This window comes from Curtobacterium sp. VKM Ac-2852 (assembly GCF_013205045.1).
GTDB classification, from domain to species: Bacteria; Actinomycetota; Actinomycetes; order Actinomycetales; family Microbacteriaceae; genus Curtobacterium; species Curtobacterium flaccumfaciens.
The window spans coordinates 1,291,421-1,305,763 of sequence record NZ_JABMLI010000001.1 but is presented as its reverse complement, the minus strand read 5'-3'; the positions used below and the strand labels follow the sequence as shown (position 1 = coordinate 1,305,763).

The window sequence follows — 14,343 nt, the reverse complement described above, 5'->3', positions numbered from 1 at the left end:
CGACCAGGCACGAGGTCAATCAATAAATTGGCATTGACAATGTGCACGCTGTTGAGTTCTCAAGGACCAGACGCACTTGCTCCTCGGCTCGAGTTCGAGCTTCAGCCACAAGGCTTGTGTTCTTGGCTTGCCACCGGTGGTTCGTCGGACCCGGAGGTCCAGTGGCTCATCCCGAGGGGAGAGAACCGGTGGGCTTGTCATCCTAGGCGTCGAAGCGATCCGGCGCAAGGCCCGATCTGAACTTCAGTGGAGGATGGTCCCGCTTGAGGGCCGACGTGCTCTGGGCTTTCGCTCCAGCCGCTCCGCCGCACCTTTGGGGTGACGAGTAAGAACTATACGCAGCCCTGAGCGAGTGCGCCAAGCCAGCCCCCATCCCGGGCGTGTCGCGTTGTGCAACACACGTCGCCCGGACGCAGCGATGCCCGGTTCCACAGGGGAACCGGGCATCGCAGGGGGTCGAGCAACCGGGGTCAGGCGAGGGTCACGCCGGCGAGGGTCTTCTTGCCACGACGCAGTACGAGCACTCCCCCGGGCAGGGCGAGGTCGGACAGCGGGGCGGCCGGGTCTTCGGCCCTGACGTTGTTCACGTAGACGCCGCCCTGGTCGATCGCGCGGCGGGCCTCGCCGAGGGACTTCACGAGTCCGGTCTCCACGAGTGCGCGTGCGACGTCTGCTCCGGAGTCGAGCGTGACCGTGCCCGGCAGCGCGGCGATCGCCGACCGCAGGGTCTCCGGCTCGAGCGCACCGAGCTCGCCGTTGCCGAACAGCGCGGCCGCGGCATCGATCGCCGCCTGGGTCGCCGCCACCCCGTGCACGATCGAGGTCACCTCGAACGCCAGGGTCCGCTGGGCCTCTCGTCGGAAGGGTTCGTCGGCGACGGCCTGCTCGAGTCGTTCGATCTCGGCACGCGTCAGGAACGTGAACTGCCGCAGTCGGGCGATGACGTCGGCGTCCGCCGTGTTGAGCCAGAACTGGTACAGGGCGTACGGCGAGGTCATCTCGGCATCGAGCCAGATCGCGTTGCCCTCGCTCTTGCCGAACTTCGTGCCGTCGGAGTTCGTGATGAGCGGGGTCCCGAGGGCGTGCACCGTGGCCCCTTCGGCACGACGGATGAGCTCCGTACCGGAGGTCAGGTTGCCCCACTGGTCCGAGCCACCGGTCTGCAGCGTGCACCCGTACTGGCGCCAGAGCTCGCGGTAGTCGAGTCCCTGCAGGATCTGGTAGCTGAACTCGGTGTAGCTGATCCCCGCATCGGAGTTCAACCGCGCGGCCACCGCGTCCTTCTTGAGCATCGAGTTGACGCGGAAGTACTTGCCGACGTCACGCAGGAAGTCGATCGCGGACAACGGTGCGGTCCAGTCGAGGTTGTTCACCAGGCGGACGCCGTTGTCGCCGTCCGGACTGAGGAACCGGGACACCTGTGCCTGCAGCCGGGACACCCACTCCGCCACGGTCTCCGGGGTGTTCAGCGTGCGTTCGGCCGTGGGACGGGGATCGCCGATGAGACCGGTCGACCCACCCACCAACGCGAGTGGCTTGTGCCCGGCGAGCTGCAGCCGGCGCATGGTCAGGAGCTGCAGCAGGTTGCCGCAGTGCAGCGACGGCGCCGTCGGGTCGAAGCCGCAGTAGTACGTGATCGGCTCACCGTCGAGGGCCTCTTGCAGCGCGGTCTCGTCGGTCGAGACCTGCACCAGACCACGCCACTGCAGTTCGTCCCACACCGAGTCGAAGGCGGGATCGTTCTGCTGGCGCGTCAGGACGTCTTGAGCGGTATCACTGGACACCCCGCCATCGTAGCGGCGACGGACGTCCGGCAGGCGCGGCAGCCGGGAGGCCCGGGGCCGGGTTCAGGAGTCGAGGGCGCCCTTGTGCCGTCGGTACGTCGAGACCGTGGGGTCACCCGTCAGCCAGAAGCGCCAGGGGTACCGCACCCCGCCGGCGATGCCGCCGACGCCGGTGCGCGGGCCGCGGGAGATCCGCGGGACCGCAGCGCCCGCGGGCGGACCGGCCAGGGTCTCGGACAGGAGCTCGTCGACCACGTGGGCCGGTCCGGCGGAGGCGAGCCGGGCCTCCAGGCCGGGTGCCAGGGTGAGCACGAACGGACCGGACCCGTCGAGGAGCGACGTGCCGTCGTCCTGCCCGAGGACCGCTCCGAGCGCACCACCGAGGTTGCCGGGACCGCGTGCCAACGCGACGTCCGCGACCGTCGACCCGCGACGCGCTCGCGCGACGTCCAGTCCCTCGACGACCTCGGCACCGCGCAGCAGCGAGCCCGACGAGGTTCCGGCCGGCCCGCTCACGACGTTGACGCAGGTGTGGATGCCGTACGAGCGGTAGGCGTACAGGGTGCCGGGCGGACCGAAGAGGTGGCGGTTGCGCTCCGTCATCCCCCGGTGTCCGTGTGAGCCGGGGTCGGTGGGGCCGGAGTAGGCCTCGACCTCGGTGATGCGGAGCGCCACGCCGCGCCCCGCGATCGTCGCACCGAGCAGGGCCGGCGCGATGATCGGGGCGGGCTCGGCGAGCAGCGCGGCGATCCCCGGGGTCATCGCGAGAAGGGTGCGCCCTCGGCCAGGTCGCGGACGCGGCGGGTGACGGACGCGAGCTGCTCGGCGACCCGGTCGGGTGCGGTGCCGCCGACGCCGGAGCGCGATGCGACGCTGCCCTCGATGGTCAGGACGGAACGGACGTCGGGCGTGAGGTGCTCGGACACCGACCGGTACTCGTCGTCGGTCGGCTCGTCGAGCTCGATGCCGCGCTCCTCGCAGTACCGGACGAGCGCGCCGGAGACCTCGTGCGCATCCCGGAACGGGACGCCCTGACGGACCAGCCACTCGGCGACGTCCGTCGCGAGCGAGAAGCCCTGCGGCGCGAGCTCGGCCATCCGGTCGGTGTCGAAGGTCAGGGTCGCGATCATGCCGGTGAACGCGGGCAACAGGACCTCGAGCGTGGCGACGGAGTCGAAGACCGGCTCCTTGTCCTCCTGCAGGTCGCGGTTGTACGCCAGCGGCAGTCCCTTGAGGGTCGCGAGGAGCCCGGTCAGGTTGCCGATCAGGCGCCCCGACTTGCCCCGGGCGAGCTCGGCGATGTCCGGGTTCTTCTTCTGCGGCATGATGCTCGAGCCGGTCGAGAACGCGTCGTGGAGCCGGACGAAGCCGAACTCCTTCGTGTTCCAGAGGATGACCTCTTCCGACAGGCGCGAGACGTCGATGCCGATCTGCGCGAGGACGAACGCGAACTCGGCGACGACGTCACGGGCTGCCGTGGCGTCGATCGAGTTGTCCGCCGGACGGTCGAAGCCGAGCTCCGCGGCGATCGCGGCGGGATCGAGGCCGAGGGAACTGCCCGCCAGCGCACCGGCACCGTACGGGCTGACGCTCGCGCGGCCGGCCCAGTCGCGGAGGCGCTCGAGGTCGCGGACGAGCGGCCAGGCGTGCGCGAGCAGGTGGTGGGCCAGGAGCACCGGCTGCGCGTGCTGCAGGTGCGTGCGCCCCGGCATGATCGCGGCCGGGTGCTCGGTCGCCTGCTGGGTGATCGCGTCGACGAGGTCGATGACGAGCCGGCCGATGCGCCGTCCGTGGTCGAGCATGTGCATGCGGCCGAGGGTGGCGATCTGGTCGTTGCGGCTGCGGCCGGCACGGAGCTTGCCACCGAGCTCGGGACCGAGGTCGGCGATGAGCAGGCGTTCGAGGGCGCCGTGGACGTCCTCGTCGGAGTCGTCGGGCTGCAGTGTGCCGTCGACGTGCGCCGCTTCGAGCCGGTCGAGGCCGGCGAGCATGCGTTCGAGTTCGTCGGCGGTCAGGTAGCCCGCGGTGTGCAGCGCTCGGGCGTGGGCACGGGACCCCGCGATGTCGTAGGGCGCGAGCTGCCAGTCGAAGTGCGTCGACTTCGAGAGCGCGGCGAGGGCCGCACTCGGGCCGTCGGCGAAGCGGCCGCCCCAGAGGGCACCGGTGTTGGTGGCGTCGGTCTTCTCGTCGGTCATGTCGTCCTGCGTCGTTTCGTCTGTGGTGCGGCTGTCGGTCAGTTCGCCGCGTCGCGGCGGGCGGAGATCTTGCTGGGCAGTGACCAGAGCTCGATGAACCCCCTGGACACGGACTGGTCGAACGCGTCGCCGGTGTCCGACGTCGCCAGGTCGAAGTCGTAGAGGCTCTGCTCCGACCGACGGCCCGTCACGGTGGCACGCCCGCCCTGCAGCCGCAACCGGACGTCGCCGGAGACGTGCTGCTGGGTGTGCTCGACGAAGGCGTCGAGGCTGCGCTTGAGTCCGCCGAACCACAGGCCGTCGTAGACCAGGTCGGCCCACTCGGACTCGACGCCGCGTTTGAACCGGGCGACGTCGCGCTCGAGGGTGAGGCTCTCGAGCTCCTCGTGCGCGGCGATGAGCGCGATCGCGGCGGGCGCCTCGTAGACCTCGCGCGACTTGATGCCGACCACCCGGTCCTCGACGACGTCGATCCGCCCGACGCCGTGCTTGCCGGCGACCGCGTTGAGTTCCTGCACCATGCGCAGCACGCTGAACCGCTGCCCGTCGAGGGCGACCGGGACACCACGGTCGAAGGTGATCGTGACCTCGTCGGCTTGCTGCGGGATCGCCGGGTCCTGCGTGGTCGCGTAGAGGTCGGCGGCGGGGGCGTTCCACGGGTCCTCGAGGAGCCCGGTCTCGACGGCTCGGCCCCACACGTTCTGGTCGACCGACCACGGCTCCCGCTCCGAGTGCTGGATCGGCAGCCGGTGCTCCTGCGCGTACGCGATGGCGCGGTCGCGGGTCAGGGCGAGGTCCCGCACCGGGGCGACGGTCCGCAGATCCGGTGCGATCGCCGCGACGGCTGACTCGAAGCGGACCTGGTCGTTGCCCTTGCCGGTGGAGCCGTGCGCGACGCTGTCGGCACCGAGTTGCTTCGCCGTCAGCGCGAGGTGCTTCGCGATGAGCGGGCGGCTCAGTGCCGAGACGAGCGGGTACCGCTTCTGGTAGAGCGCGTTGGCCCGGAGCGCCGGCACGATGTACTCGTCGGCGAACTCGTCCTTGGCGTCGACGACGAGTGACTCCACGGCGCCGCAGTCGAGCGCACGCTGCCGGACCGCCCCGAGGTCCTCGCCGCCCTGGCCGACGTCGACCACGAGTGCGACGACGTCCTTGCCGGTGGCGTCGCGCAGCCAGCCGATCCCGACGGAGGTGTCGAGACCGCCGGAGTACGCGAGGACGACGCGGTCAGCCACTGGTGATCGGTCCGTCGGCTAGTCGTTGGCGAGCAGCCAGGCCAACAGCGCCTTCTGGGCGTGCAGACGGTTCTCCGCCTCGTCCCAGATGATGCTGCGCGGGCCGTCGATGACGTCGGCGGTCACTTCGAACCCACGGTCGGCCGGCAGGCAGTGCATGAAGACGGCGTCGTCGGCGGCGTGCGCCATGAGCGCGTCGTCGACGCGGTACCCCGCGAAGGTGTCGAGACGCGACTGCTTCTCGGACTCCTTGCCCATCGACACCCAGGTGTCGGTGACGACCACGTCGGCACCCGCGACCGCGGCCACCGGGTCGGTCACCACGAGGACGGAGCCACCCGTCACGGCGGCGCGTTCCTCGGCGTCGGTGACGACCTGCGCCGACGGGGAGAACTCGGCGGGGGCGGCGACGCGGACGTGCATGCCCGCCGTCGCCCCGGCGAGCAGGTACGACTGCGCCATGTTGCTCGCGCCGTCGCCGATGAACGCCACGGTCTGCCCGGCGAGGGCGCCGCGGTGCTCACGGATGGTGAGCAGGTCGGCGAGGAGCTGGCAGGGGTGGAAGTCGTCGGACAGCGCGTTGACGACCGGGACCGTCGTGCCGGCGGCCATCTCCTCGAGCCCGGCCTGGCCGTAGGTGCGCCACACGATCGCCGACACCATGCGCTCGAGCACGCGGGCGGTGTCCGACGGGGTCTCCTTGCCGCCGAGCTGGCTGTTCGCCGTCGAGATGATCAGCGGGCTGCCGCCGAGGTCGGAGATGCCGACGTGGAAGGACACCCGGGTACGGGTCGACGACTTGTCGAAGATCACCGCGACGCTCTGCGGACCGGCCAGCGGCTTCTCCGCCCAGCGGTCGGCCTTCATGCGGTCGGCGATGTCGAGGATCGCGGACTGCTCGGCCTGGCTCAGGTCGTCGTCGCGGAGGAAGTGGCGGGTCATGCGGTGGGCTCCTGCGCTGCGGCGACGGCCGCGAGGCTCTGGGCGAGGATCGACAGGAACTCGTCGATCTCGGCGTCGGACACGATGAGCGGCGGCGCAATGCGCAGGCTCGACTCGTTGGGGGCGTTGATGATGAGGCCACGCTCGAGGGCGGCTGCGTTGACGGCCGGACCGATCGGACCGGTCAGACCGACGCCGATGAGCAGGCCGGTGCCACGGACCTCTTCCACCAGCGGGGAACCGATGGCGCGGATGCCGTCACGGATCCGCTCACCCTTGACCACTGCGCCGGCGACGAGGTCGGCGCGCTCGATCTCCTCGAGCACCGCGTTGGCGACGCGGGTGCCGAGCGGGTTGCCGCCGAAGGTCGAACCGTGCTGCCCGGCCGAGAACAGGTCGGACGCCCAGCCGAACGTGACCAGGGCGCCGATGGGGAAGCCACCGGCGATGCCCTTGGCGACGGTGATGGCGTCCGGCGTCACGCCGTGGCCCTGGAACGCGAACCAGTTGCCGGTCCGGCCGACACCCGTCTGGATCTCGTCGAGGATCAGCAGTGCGCCGTGCTCCGCGGTCAGTCGGCGTGCCGCCAGCAGGAAGCCCTCCGGCAGGTCGACCACGCCGGCCTCGCCCTTGATGGGTTCGAGGATCAGGGCGGCGACGGAGTCGTCGATCGACGCTTCGAGCGCCTCGATCGAGGTGTCGATGTGCTCGACACCCGGGATCATCGGCAGGAAGTCCTGCTGCAGCGCGGGCTTGCCGGTGAGCGCGAGCGCGCCCATCGTGCGGCCGTGGAAGCCCTGCTTGAGCGCGAGGATCCGGGTCTTCGTGCCGTCCGCCCCCTTGTTGAGGCGGGCCAGCTTGAACGCGGCCTCGTTCGCCTCGGCGCCGGAGTTGCCGAAGTACACGCGGCCCGCGTCGCCTGCACCGGTGATGCGCTTGAGGCGCTCGGCGAGTTCGAGCTGGGGCGGGGTGGCGAAGTAGTTGGACACGTGCACGAGCTTCGCGGCCTGGTCGGCGATCGCCTCCACCAGGGCGGGGTGCGCGTGGCCGAGCGAGTTCACCGCGATGCCGGCGAGGAAGTCGAGGTACTCGTTGCCCTCGACGTCCCAGACGCGGCAGCCCTGGCCGCGCTCGAGCATGATCTTCGGCGGGGTCAGGGATCGCATGAGCGACGCCCCGAACCGGTCGTTCCAGGTCTCGGTCTGCGTCTCGGTGCTCACTGCTGGTGTCCCTTCTCGTTCGTACCCGCCACGTGCTGGCCGGTACTGCTGTCGATCGACGGCGACGCCACGCGGCGGCCGATCTCGGCGTGGGTCATCTGGTTCTCGGTTCGTCGGCTCGGGTCCGGGATCACCTCGGTGCCCGCACCCCGCAGGGTGAAGACCTCGAGCAGGATCGAGTGCGGGATCCGGCCGTCGATGATCGTCGCACCGCCGACCCCGCCGACGACGGCGTCGAGGCACGCGGTCATCTTGGGGATCATCCCCGATTCGAGGCTCGGCAGGAGCTCGCGGAGCTCGTCGACCGCGATGAGGTCGACGATCGAGTCGCGGTCGGGCCAGTTGCGGTACAGGCCGGGGACGTCGGTGAGCATCATGAGCTTCGAGGCCCGGAGCGCGATCGCCAGGGCACCCGCCGCAGCGTCCGCGTTCACGTTGAGTGCCTGGTCGGGGTGCGCGTCGTCGATCGCGATGCTCGAGACGACCGGGATCCGGCCGGCCTCGATCGCGGCGAGCACACCGGACGGGTCGACGTGGGTGATGTCCCCGACATGGCCGAGGTCGTACTCCTGCCCGTCGACGACGACGCCCTTCTTCTCGCCGGTGAACAGCGAGCCGCCGTCGCCGAACACGCCGACGGCCAGGCCCTCGCCGTGTTCGTTCATCAAGTCGACGATCTCGCGGTTGACCTCGCCGGCCAGGACGTCGCGGACGACCGTGATCGCCTCGGTCGTCGTGACGCGGTAGCCGCCGCGGAACTCGGACTCGATGCCCTGTTCCTTGAGGGCGGCGGAGATCTGCGGCCCCCCACCGTGCACGACGACCGGGTGCAGGCCGGCGTAGCGCAGGTAGACCATGTCCTCGGCGAAGGCGCGCTTCAGGTCCTCGTTCACCATGGCGTTGCCGCCGAACTTGACCACGACGACCTTGCCCGAGAAGCGCTTGAGCCACGGCAGCGACTCGATGAGCGTCGCCGCCTTGACCGCGGCGAACTCGTGTTCTTCTTCCTTCGTGAGGGGCGTGCCGGCCCCGTTCGTGTCGGCCGCCATCAGCTGGAGTACGCGCTGTTCTCGTGCACGTAGTCGTGCGTGAGGTCGTTGGTCAGGATCGTGGCCGAGTGCGTGCCGACACCGAGGTCGATGCGCACGTGGGTGTCACGCGGGGTCAGGTCGACGGAGTCGCTCGGCTCGTCGGGTGCGCCCGCGTGGCAGACCCGGACGCCGTTCATGCTGACGTCCACCGCGTACGGGTCGAACTCGGCGTCGGTGGTGCCGATCGCTGCGAGCACCCGGCCCCAGTTCGGGTCGTTGCCGAAGACCGCAGCCTTGAACAGGTTGTTCCGGGCGACGCTCCGACCGACGGTCACGGCGTCGTCCTCGGTCGCGGCGTGCACGACCTCGATCGCGATGTCGTGGCTCGCGCCCTCGGCGTCCTGCTGCAGCTGGCGGGCCAGGTCGGCACAGACCGCGGTCAGGGCCTCCTGGAAGTCACCGACCTCGGGCGTCACCCCACTTGCACCCGACGACAGCAGGACGACGGTGTCGTTCGTCGACATGCAGCCGTCGGAGTCGACCCGGTCGAACGTGATGCGGGTGGCGGCGCGGAGCGCCTGGTCGAGCTGGTCCGGCGTCTGCACGGCGTCCGTCGTGATGACGACGAGCATCGTCGCGAGCCCGGGCGCGAGCATCCCGGCGCCCTTGGCCATGCCGCCGACGGTCCAGCCGTCCTCGGTCACGACGGACTGCTTGGCCTTCGTGTCCGTCGTCATGATCGCGGTCGCCGCATCCGGACCGCCGTCGTCGCTGAGTGCCGCACTCGCCAGGTCGACGCCACGGAGCACGTTGTCGCGGAAGGTCTGGTCGCCCACACCGATGAGCCCGGTGGAGCAGACGACGACGTCGCCGGCCCCGATCCCGAGGGCGTCGCCCACGGCTTCGGCCGTCAGGTGCGTGGTCTGGAAGCCGAACGGGCCGGTGAAGCAGTTCGCGCCGCCGGAGTTCAGGACGACGGCACGCGCGACGCCGTCACCGACGACCTGGCGGGACCAGATGACGGGGTGCGCCTGGGCCCGGTTGCTGGTGAAGACGGCGGCCACGGCCGCGTCGGGGCCGTCGTTGACGACGAGGGCCACGTCCGGCTTGCCGCTCGTCTTGAGACCGGCGGTGACGCCGGCGGCGCGGAAGCCCGCTGCCGCGGTGACGCCCTGGAGGCCCCGCTCGGTCTGGGTGGTCGTGCCTGCGTCGGTCACGGTGCGACTCCGTCCACGCTGAGGCCCGTGGTCTCGGGGAGACCGAGGGCGATGTTCGCCGACTGGACGGCGGCGCCCGCCGTGCCCTTGGCGAGGTTGTCGAGCGCGGTCACCGCGACGACACGGCCGGCGGCCTCGTCGACGGCGATGCCGACGAGCGCGGTGTTCGCACCGATCGTGTCCGCGACCCGGGGGAACTCGCCCTCGGGCAGCAGGTGGACGAACGGCTCGTCGGCGTACGCCTGTTCCCAGGCGAGTCGGACGTCGCGTGCGCTGACGCCGGGCGAGAGCTTCGCGGTGGTGGTCGCGAGGATCCCCCGCGACATCGGGACCAGGACCGGCGTGAACGAGATCGTCACGTCGGAGGCCCCCGCGACCTGCAGGTTCTGCTGGATCTCGGGGACGTGCCGGTGCGAGCCGCCGACAGCGTACGCGCTGGCGGACCCCATGATCTCGGAGGCCAGGTAGGTGGTGCTGAGCTTCTTGCCGGCACCGCTCGGGCCGACGCTGAGCACCGCCACGAGGTCGTCGGACTCGACGAGGCCGGCCTGGATGCCCGGCTGGATGCCGAGCGTCACCGCGGTGACGTTGCAGCCGGGCACCGCGATGCGCTTCGTGCCGACCAGGGCGGAACGCTGCTTGCCCTGCGAGGCGATGTCGTCGACCTCGCGCCATTCATCGGCCGAGCCCGGGGTGGGCGCCGCGAGCAGGAGCTCGGGCAGCCCGTAGGTCCACGCGCCGAAGTAGTCACCGCCGTAGAACCGCTCCCACGCCGCCGGGTCCGTCAGACGGTGGTCCGCGCCGCAGTCGATGACGAGCGTGTCGTCGCCGAGTTCCGCGGTGATCGCTCCCGACTGCCCGTGCGGCAGTGCCAGGAACACCACGTCGTGCCCGCGCAGCGTCTCGGCCGTCGTCTGCGCCAGGGTCAGGTGCGACAGTGAACGGAGGTGCGGCTGCGTCGCGATCAGGGGCTGTCCGGCGTTCGAGAACGCCGTCACCGTCCTGACCTCGAACTCGGGGTGGGCGGAGAGCACGCGCAGGAGCTCACCACCCGCGTAGCCGGAGGCTCCCGCCACGGCGACGGATACGGACATGGGATTCCACCTTTGGTCGGACTGGTCGTCGAGAGAGTCGGAGGCGGCGACCCCGGGCGGTGCTGATCCCGTGTGGGTCAGTCGCGCAGGGTCGCCCCGAATCGCTCGCCGGCACGTCGGACAGCGCCGTCACGGGCCTCGGTGGCCTCGGCAGCGGTCAGCGTGCGGTCCGTGGCACGGAAGCGCAGGGCGAACGTCAGGGACTTCTGTCCCTCGTCCACGCCGGAGCCCCGGTAGTCATCCACGAGCCGAGCATACTCCAACAGGTCTCCGGCGCCAGAGCGCACCGCATCCAGCACGTCACCGGCCGGCACGTCGGCGTCGACGACGAGCGAGAGGTCCTGCGTGGCTGCCGGGTAGGAGACGATCGGCGCGACCGCGATGAGTTCCGGGGCCGCGGCGACCAGTGCGTCGAGGTCGAGCTCGACGACCGCCACCACGCGGGGCAGGACGGCGGCCTCGGCCAGTTCGGGCAGGAGCTCTCCGGCGACGCCCACGACCGTGCCGTCGACGAGCAGCGACGCGGCGCGGCCCGGGTGCAGGGACGGGTGGGTCGTCTGCGCGACGGTGAGTTCGACACCGACGGCCCAGGCGACCTGGCGGGCCGCATCGATCGCGTCGGCGATGCCGAACGGTTCTGCCGTGGTGCCGGGCTGCTTGACGACCCGGTGGCCGGTGAGCAGTGCGGCGACGTGGAAGGGCTGGGCGGGCAGCGAGGCGTCCAGCGCCTCGAGCGTCGCACGGTCGGGCCGGGCGGCGCCCGCCGGGACCTCGTCGGTGCCGAGCGTCACGCCCGTCACCGGCAGGAACACCCGGGACGTCTCGTAGAGCGCGACGTCGACGAGCCCGCGCGACACGTTGCGACGGGCGGCGTCGACCAGGGCCGGCACGCCGCTGCGGCGCAGGAGGTTCTGCTCGCTGTCCAGGGCGTTGGCGAGCACGACGCTCGGTCCGCCCTGCGGGTCGATCCCCGGGTAGGCGTCCTGCGTGGCAGCGGACACGAACGGCGCCGTGACGACCTCGGTCAGGCCCGCCGCGGCCAGCGCCGAGGCGACCCGACGACGAGCCTGCTGGTGCCGGGTCAGGCCCCGACCGGGCGGAGCGACCGGCAGCACGCTCGGGATCCGGTCGTAGCCGACGATGCGCGCGACCTCTTCGACGAGGGTGGTGTCGTCGGTCAGGTCGGGACGCCAGGTGGGCGGGGTGACCGCGAGCTGCTCACCGTCGGCCTCGACCGTGGCGCCGATCGCGCGGAGTGTGTCGATGACCTCGGCGTCGGTGTACTCGACGCCGACGAGCTCGGCCGGACGCGAGAGGCGCATCGTCACGGTCGCCCGCGGCTCGGCGTCGACGAGCGTGGACCCGAGGGTGTCAGCGGTGCCGCCGGCGAGCTCGACGAGGAGCTCGACGGCACGGTTCGCCGCGGCCTCGGCCACCTGCGGGTCGACACCACGCTCGAAGCGACGGGATGCCTCGCTGGGGAGCTTGTGGCGACGAGCGGTGCGGGCGATGGAGACCTGGTCGAACCCGGCGGCCTCGATCAGGACGTCGGTCGTGCTCGCCGAGATCTCGGTGCGGGCTCCGCCCATGACGCCGGCGAGGCCGACGGGACCGTGGTCGTCGGTGATGACGAGGTCTTCGGGGTCGAGCTTCCGGACGGTGCCGTCGAGGGTCTCGAGCGTCTCGCCAGCGGCCGCCCGGCGCACGCCGAGGCCGCCCGCGACGGTCTGCAGGTCGTAGCCGTGGAGCGGCTGGCCGAGCTCGAACATGACGTAGTTCGTGACGTCGACGGGCAGGGAGATGGAGCGCACCCCGGCCAGCGACAGACGCGACACCATCCAGGACGGTGTCTTCGCGGCCGGGTCGATCCCGCGCACGACACGCGTGACGAACGTTGATGCTCCGGCCCGACCCCGGATCGGGGCCTGGTCGTCGATCGTGACCCGGAAGCCCTCGGCCGTGCGCGGCGCGACGCGGTCGACGGGGTCGTGGAAGCTGGCTCCGGTTGCGTGCGCGTACTCACGGGCGACCCCGCGCATGCTGAGCACGTAGCCGCGGTCCGGCGTGACGTTGATCTCGACCGCGGCGTCGTCGAGGCCGAGGAGCGCGATGGCGTCGGCACCGACGGTGGGGTCCATGCCGAGGTCGGCGAAGCGCAGGATGCCGTCGTGCTCGTCGCCCAGCCCGAGCTCGCGGGCCGAGGCGATCATGCCGTCGGACACGTGCCCGTAGGTCTTGCGGGCGGCGATCGGGAACGGCCCGGGCAGGACTGCGCCGGGCAGCGTGACGACGACGAGGTCGCCGACGTCGAAGTTGTGCGCGCCGCAGACGATGCCGCGGGGCTCGGCTTCGCCGACGTCCACCTGGCACCAGTTGATGGTCTTGCCGTTCTTCTGCGGCTCGGGGACGCGCTCGAGGACCCGACCGACCACGATGGGTCCGGTCAGGTCGAAGGTGTGGACGTCCTCTTCCTCGAAGCCGACCGACACGAGCGCCGCGTGGACGTGCTCGAGGGTGACGTCCTCGGGGAGGTCGACGGACTCACCGAGCCAACGGAGTGGGACGCGCATCAGACCACCGTTCCGAACTGCTGCGAGAAGCGGATGTCGCCCTCGAGGAAGTCACGCATGTCGTTCAGGCCGTTGCGGAACTGCAGTGTCCGCTCGATGCCCATGCCGAACGCGAAGCCCTGGTACTCGTCCGGGTCGATGCCGGCGGCACGCAGGACGTTGGGGTTCACCATGCCGCAGCCGCCCCACTCGACCCACCGCGCGCCACCCTTGGCGTTCGGCTGCCAGACGTCCATCTCGGCGCTGGGCTCGGTGAACGGGAAGTAGTTCGGGCGGAGCCGGATCTGCGCCTCGGCGCCGAACATCTGCCGGGCGAAGTGCTCGAGCGTGCCGCGCAGGTGCGCCATCGTCAGACCCTTGTCGATCGCGATGCCCTCGACCTGGGTGAAGACCGGCAGGTGCGTGGCGTCGAGCTCGTCGGCGCGGTAGACGCGACCCGGGGCGATGACGTACAGCGGGAGGTCACGCGACAGCAGCGACCGCACCTGCACCGGTGAGGTGTGGGTGCGCATGACCAGGTGCCGGTCGACGGGCTCGACGAAGATCGTGTCCGCCATGGCCCGGGCCGGGTGGTCCTGGTCGAAGTTCAGCGCGTCGAAGTTGAACCACTCGTGCTCGAGCTCGGGGCCTTCTGCCACTTCCCACCCCATGCCCACGAAGATGTCGGCGACGGCTTCGTTCAGCAGCGAGAGCGGGTGGCGGGAGCCGGTGGCGCGGTGGACCGGCAACGCGGTGACGTCGACGCGCTCGGCTTCGAGCCGTGCGCGCTCCTCGGCCACCGCGAGGACGGATTCCTGCTCGGCGATCGCCGCGTTCACCCGCCCACGGGCCTGCCCGACGAGCTTGCCCGCCGCGGCCTTCTGCTCCGGCGGCACACTGCGCATCGATGCGTTCATCCGCGCCAACGGTGACTGCTCACCGGTGTGCTCGGCCCTGGCCTGCTTCAGTTCTGCGACCGTCGTCGTGGCACGGACGGCGGCGAGGGCCGCGTCCACCGCGTCGGCGACGGCCGATTCGCTGATCTCGAGAGGTTCTGACACGAGACCCAAGCCTAC

11 protein-coding genes are annotated in these 14,343 nt (G+C 71.0%); all 11 read right to left on the bottom strand.

All coding sequences use genetic code 11. The annotated features are described in order from the left end of the window. Positions 1-470: 470 nt before the first annotated feature. The 11 genes from tyrS to pheS all read right to left on the bottom strand — a co-directional run bounded on the left by tyrS (position 471) and on the right by pheS (position 14,328). On the bottom strand, positions 471-1,784 hold the full coding sequence (tyrS, locus tag HQQ79_RS06445) for a tyrosine--tRNA ligase (protein ID WP_173033035.1): 1,314 nt from the start codon (positions 1,782-1,784) through the stop codon (positions 471-473). A gap of 63 nt (positions 1,785-1,847) precedes the next feature. Next, positions 1,848-2,546 carry a DNA-3-methyladenine glycosylase gene (locus HQQ79_RS06440; protein ID WP_173033033.1) on the bottom strand — a complete coding sequence of 233 codons (699 nt, stop codon included), beginning with the start codon at positions 2,544-2,546 and terminating at the stop codon, positions 1,848-1,850. Continuing rightward, entirely contained in the window at positions 2,543-3,979 is a 1,437-nt protein-coding gene (gene argH, locus HQQ79_RS06435) for an argininosuccinate lyase (protein ID WP_027466542.1), read from the bottom strand. The genes HQQ79_RS06440 and argH overlap by 4 nt, the downstream gene beginning before the upstream one ends. Positions 3,980-4,017: 38 nt before the next feature. After that, a complete protein-coding gene (locus HQQ79_RS06430) occupies positions 4,018-5,214 on the bottom strand; it encodes an argininosuccinate synthase (RefSeq protein WP_173033031.1) in 1,197 nt (398 codons plus the stop codon). A gap of 18 nt (positions 5,215-5,232) precedes the next feature. Further along, positions 5,233-6,156 carry an ornithine carbamoyltransferase gene (argF, locus tag HQQ79_RS06425; protein WP_071405139.1) on the bottom strand — a complete coding sequence of 308 codons (924 nt, stop codon included), beginning with the start codon at positions 6,154-6,156 and terminating at the stop codon, positions 5,233-5,235. After that, positions 6,153-7,376 (bottom strand): acetylornithine transaminase, encoded by a 1,224-nt coding sequence (locus tag HQQ79_RS06420; RefSeq protein WP_027466545.1) that lies wholly within the window; start codon positions 7,374-7,376, stop codon positions 6,153-6,155. Before HQQ79_RS06420 ends, argF begins: the two co-directional genes overlap by 4 nt. After that, positions 7,373-8,425, bottom strand: a complete 1,053-nt coding sequence (argB, locus tag HQQ79_RS06415; protein ID WP_111058105.1) for an acetylglutamate kinase — start codon at positions 8,423-8,425, stop codon at positions 7,373-7,375. Before argB ends, HQQ79_RS06420 begins: the two co-directional genes overlap by 4 nt. Next, on the bottom strand, positions 8,425-9,624 hold the full coding sequence (gene argJ / locus HQQ79_RS06410) for a bifunctional glutamate N-acetyltransferase/amino-acid acetyltransferase ArgJ (RefSeq protein WP_173033029.1): 1,200 nt from the start codon (positions 9,622-9,624) through the stop codon (positions 8,425-8,427). Before argJ ends, argB begins: the two co-directional genes overlap by 1 nt. Continuing rightward, on the bottom strand, positions 9,621-10,718 hold the full coding sequence (locus tag HQQ79_RS06405; RefSeq protein ID WP_173033027.1) for an N-acetyl-gamma-glutamyl-phosphate reductase: 1,098 nt from the start codon (positions 10,716-10,718) through the stop codon (positions 9,621-9,623). Before HQQ79_RS06405 ends, argJ begins: the two co-directional genes overlap by 4 nt. A gap of 77 nt (positions 10,719-10,795) precedes the next feature. After that, positions 10,796-13,288, bottom strand: a complete 2,493-nt coding sequence (gene pheT, locus HQQ79_RS06400) for a phenylalanine--tRNA ligase subunit beta (protein ID WP_173033025.1) — start codon at positions 13,286-13,288, stop codon at positions 10,796-10,798. Beyond that, positions 13,288-14,328, bottom strand: a complete 1,041-nt coding sequence (gene pheS / locus HQQ79_RS06395; protein ID WP_027466550.1) for a phenylalanine--tRNA ligase subunit alpha — start codon at positions 14,326-14,328, stop codon at positions 13,288-13,290. Before pheS ends, pheT begins: the two co-directional genes overlap by 1 nt. Positions 14,329-14,343: the final 15 nt, after the last annotated feature.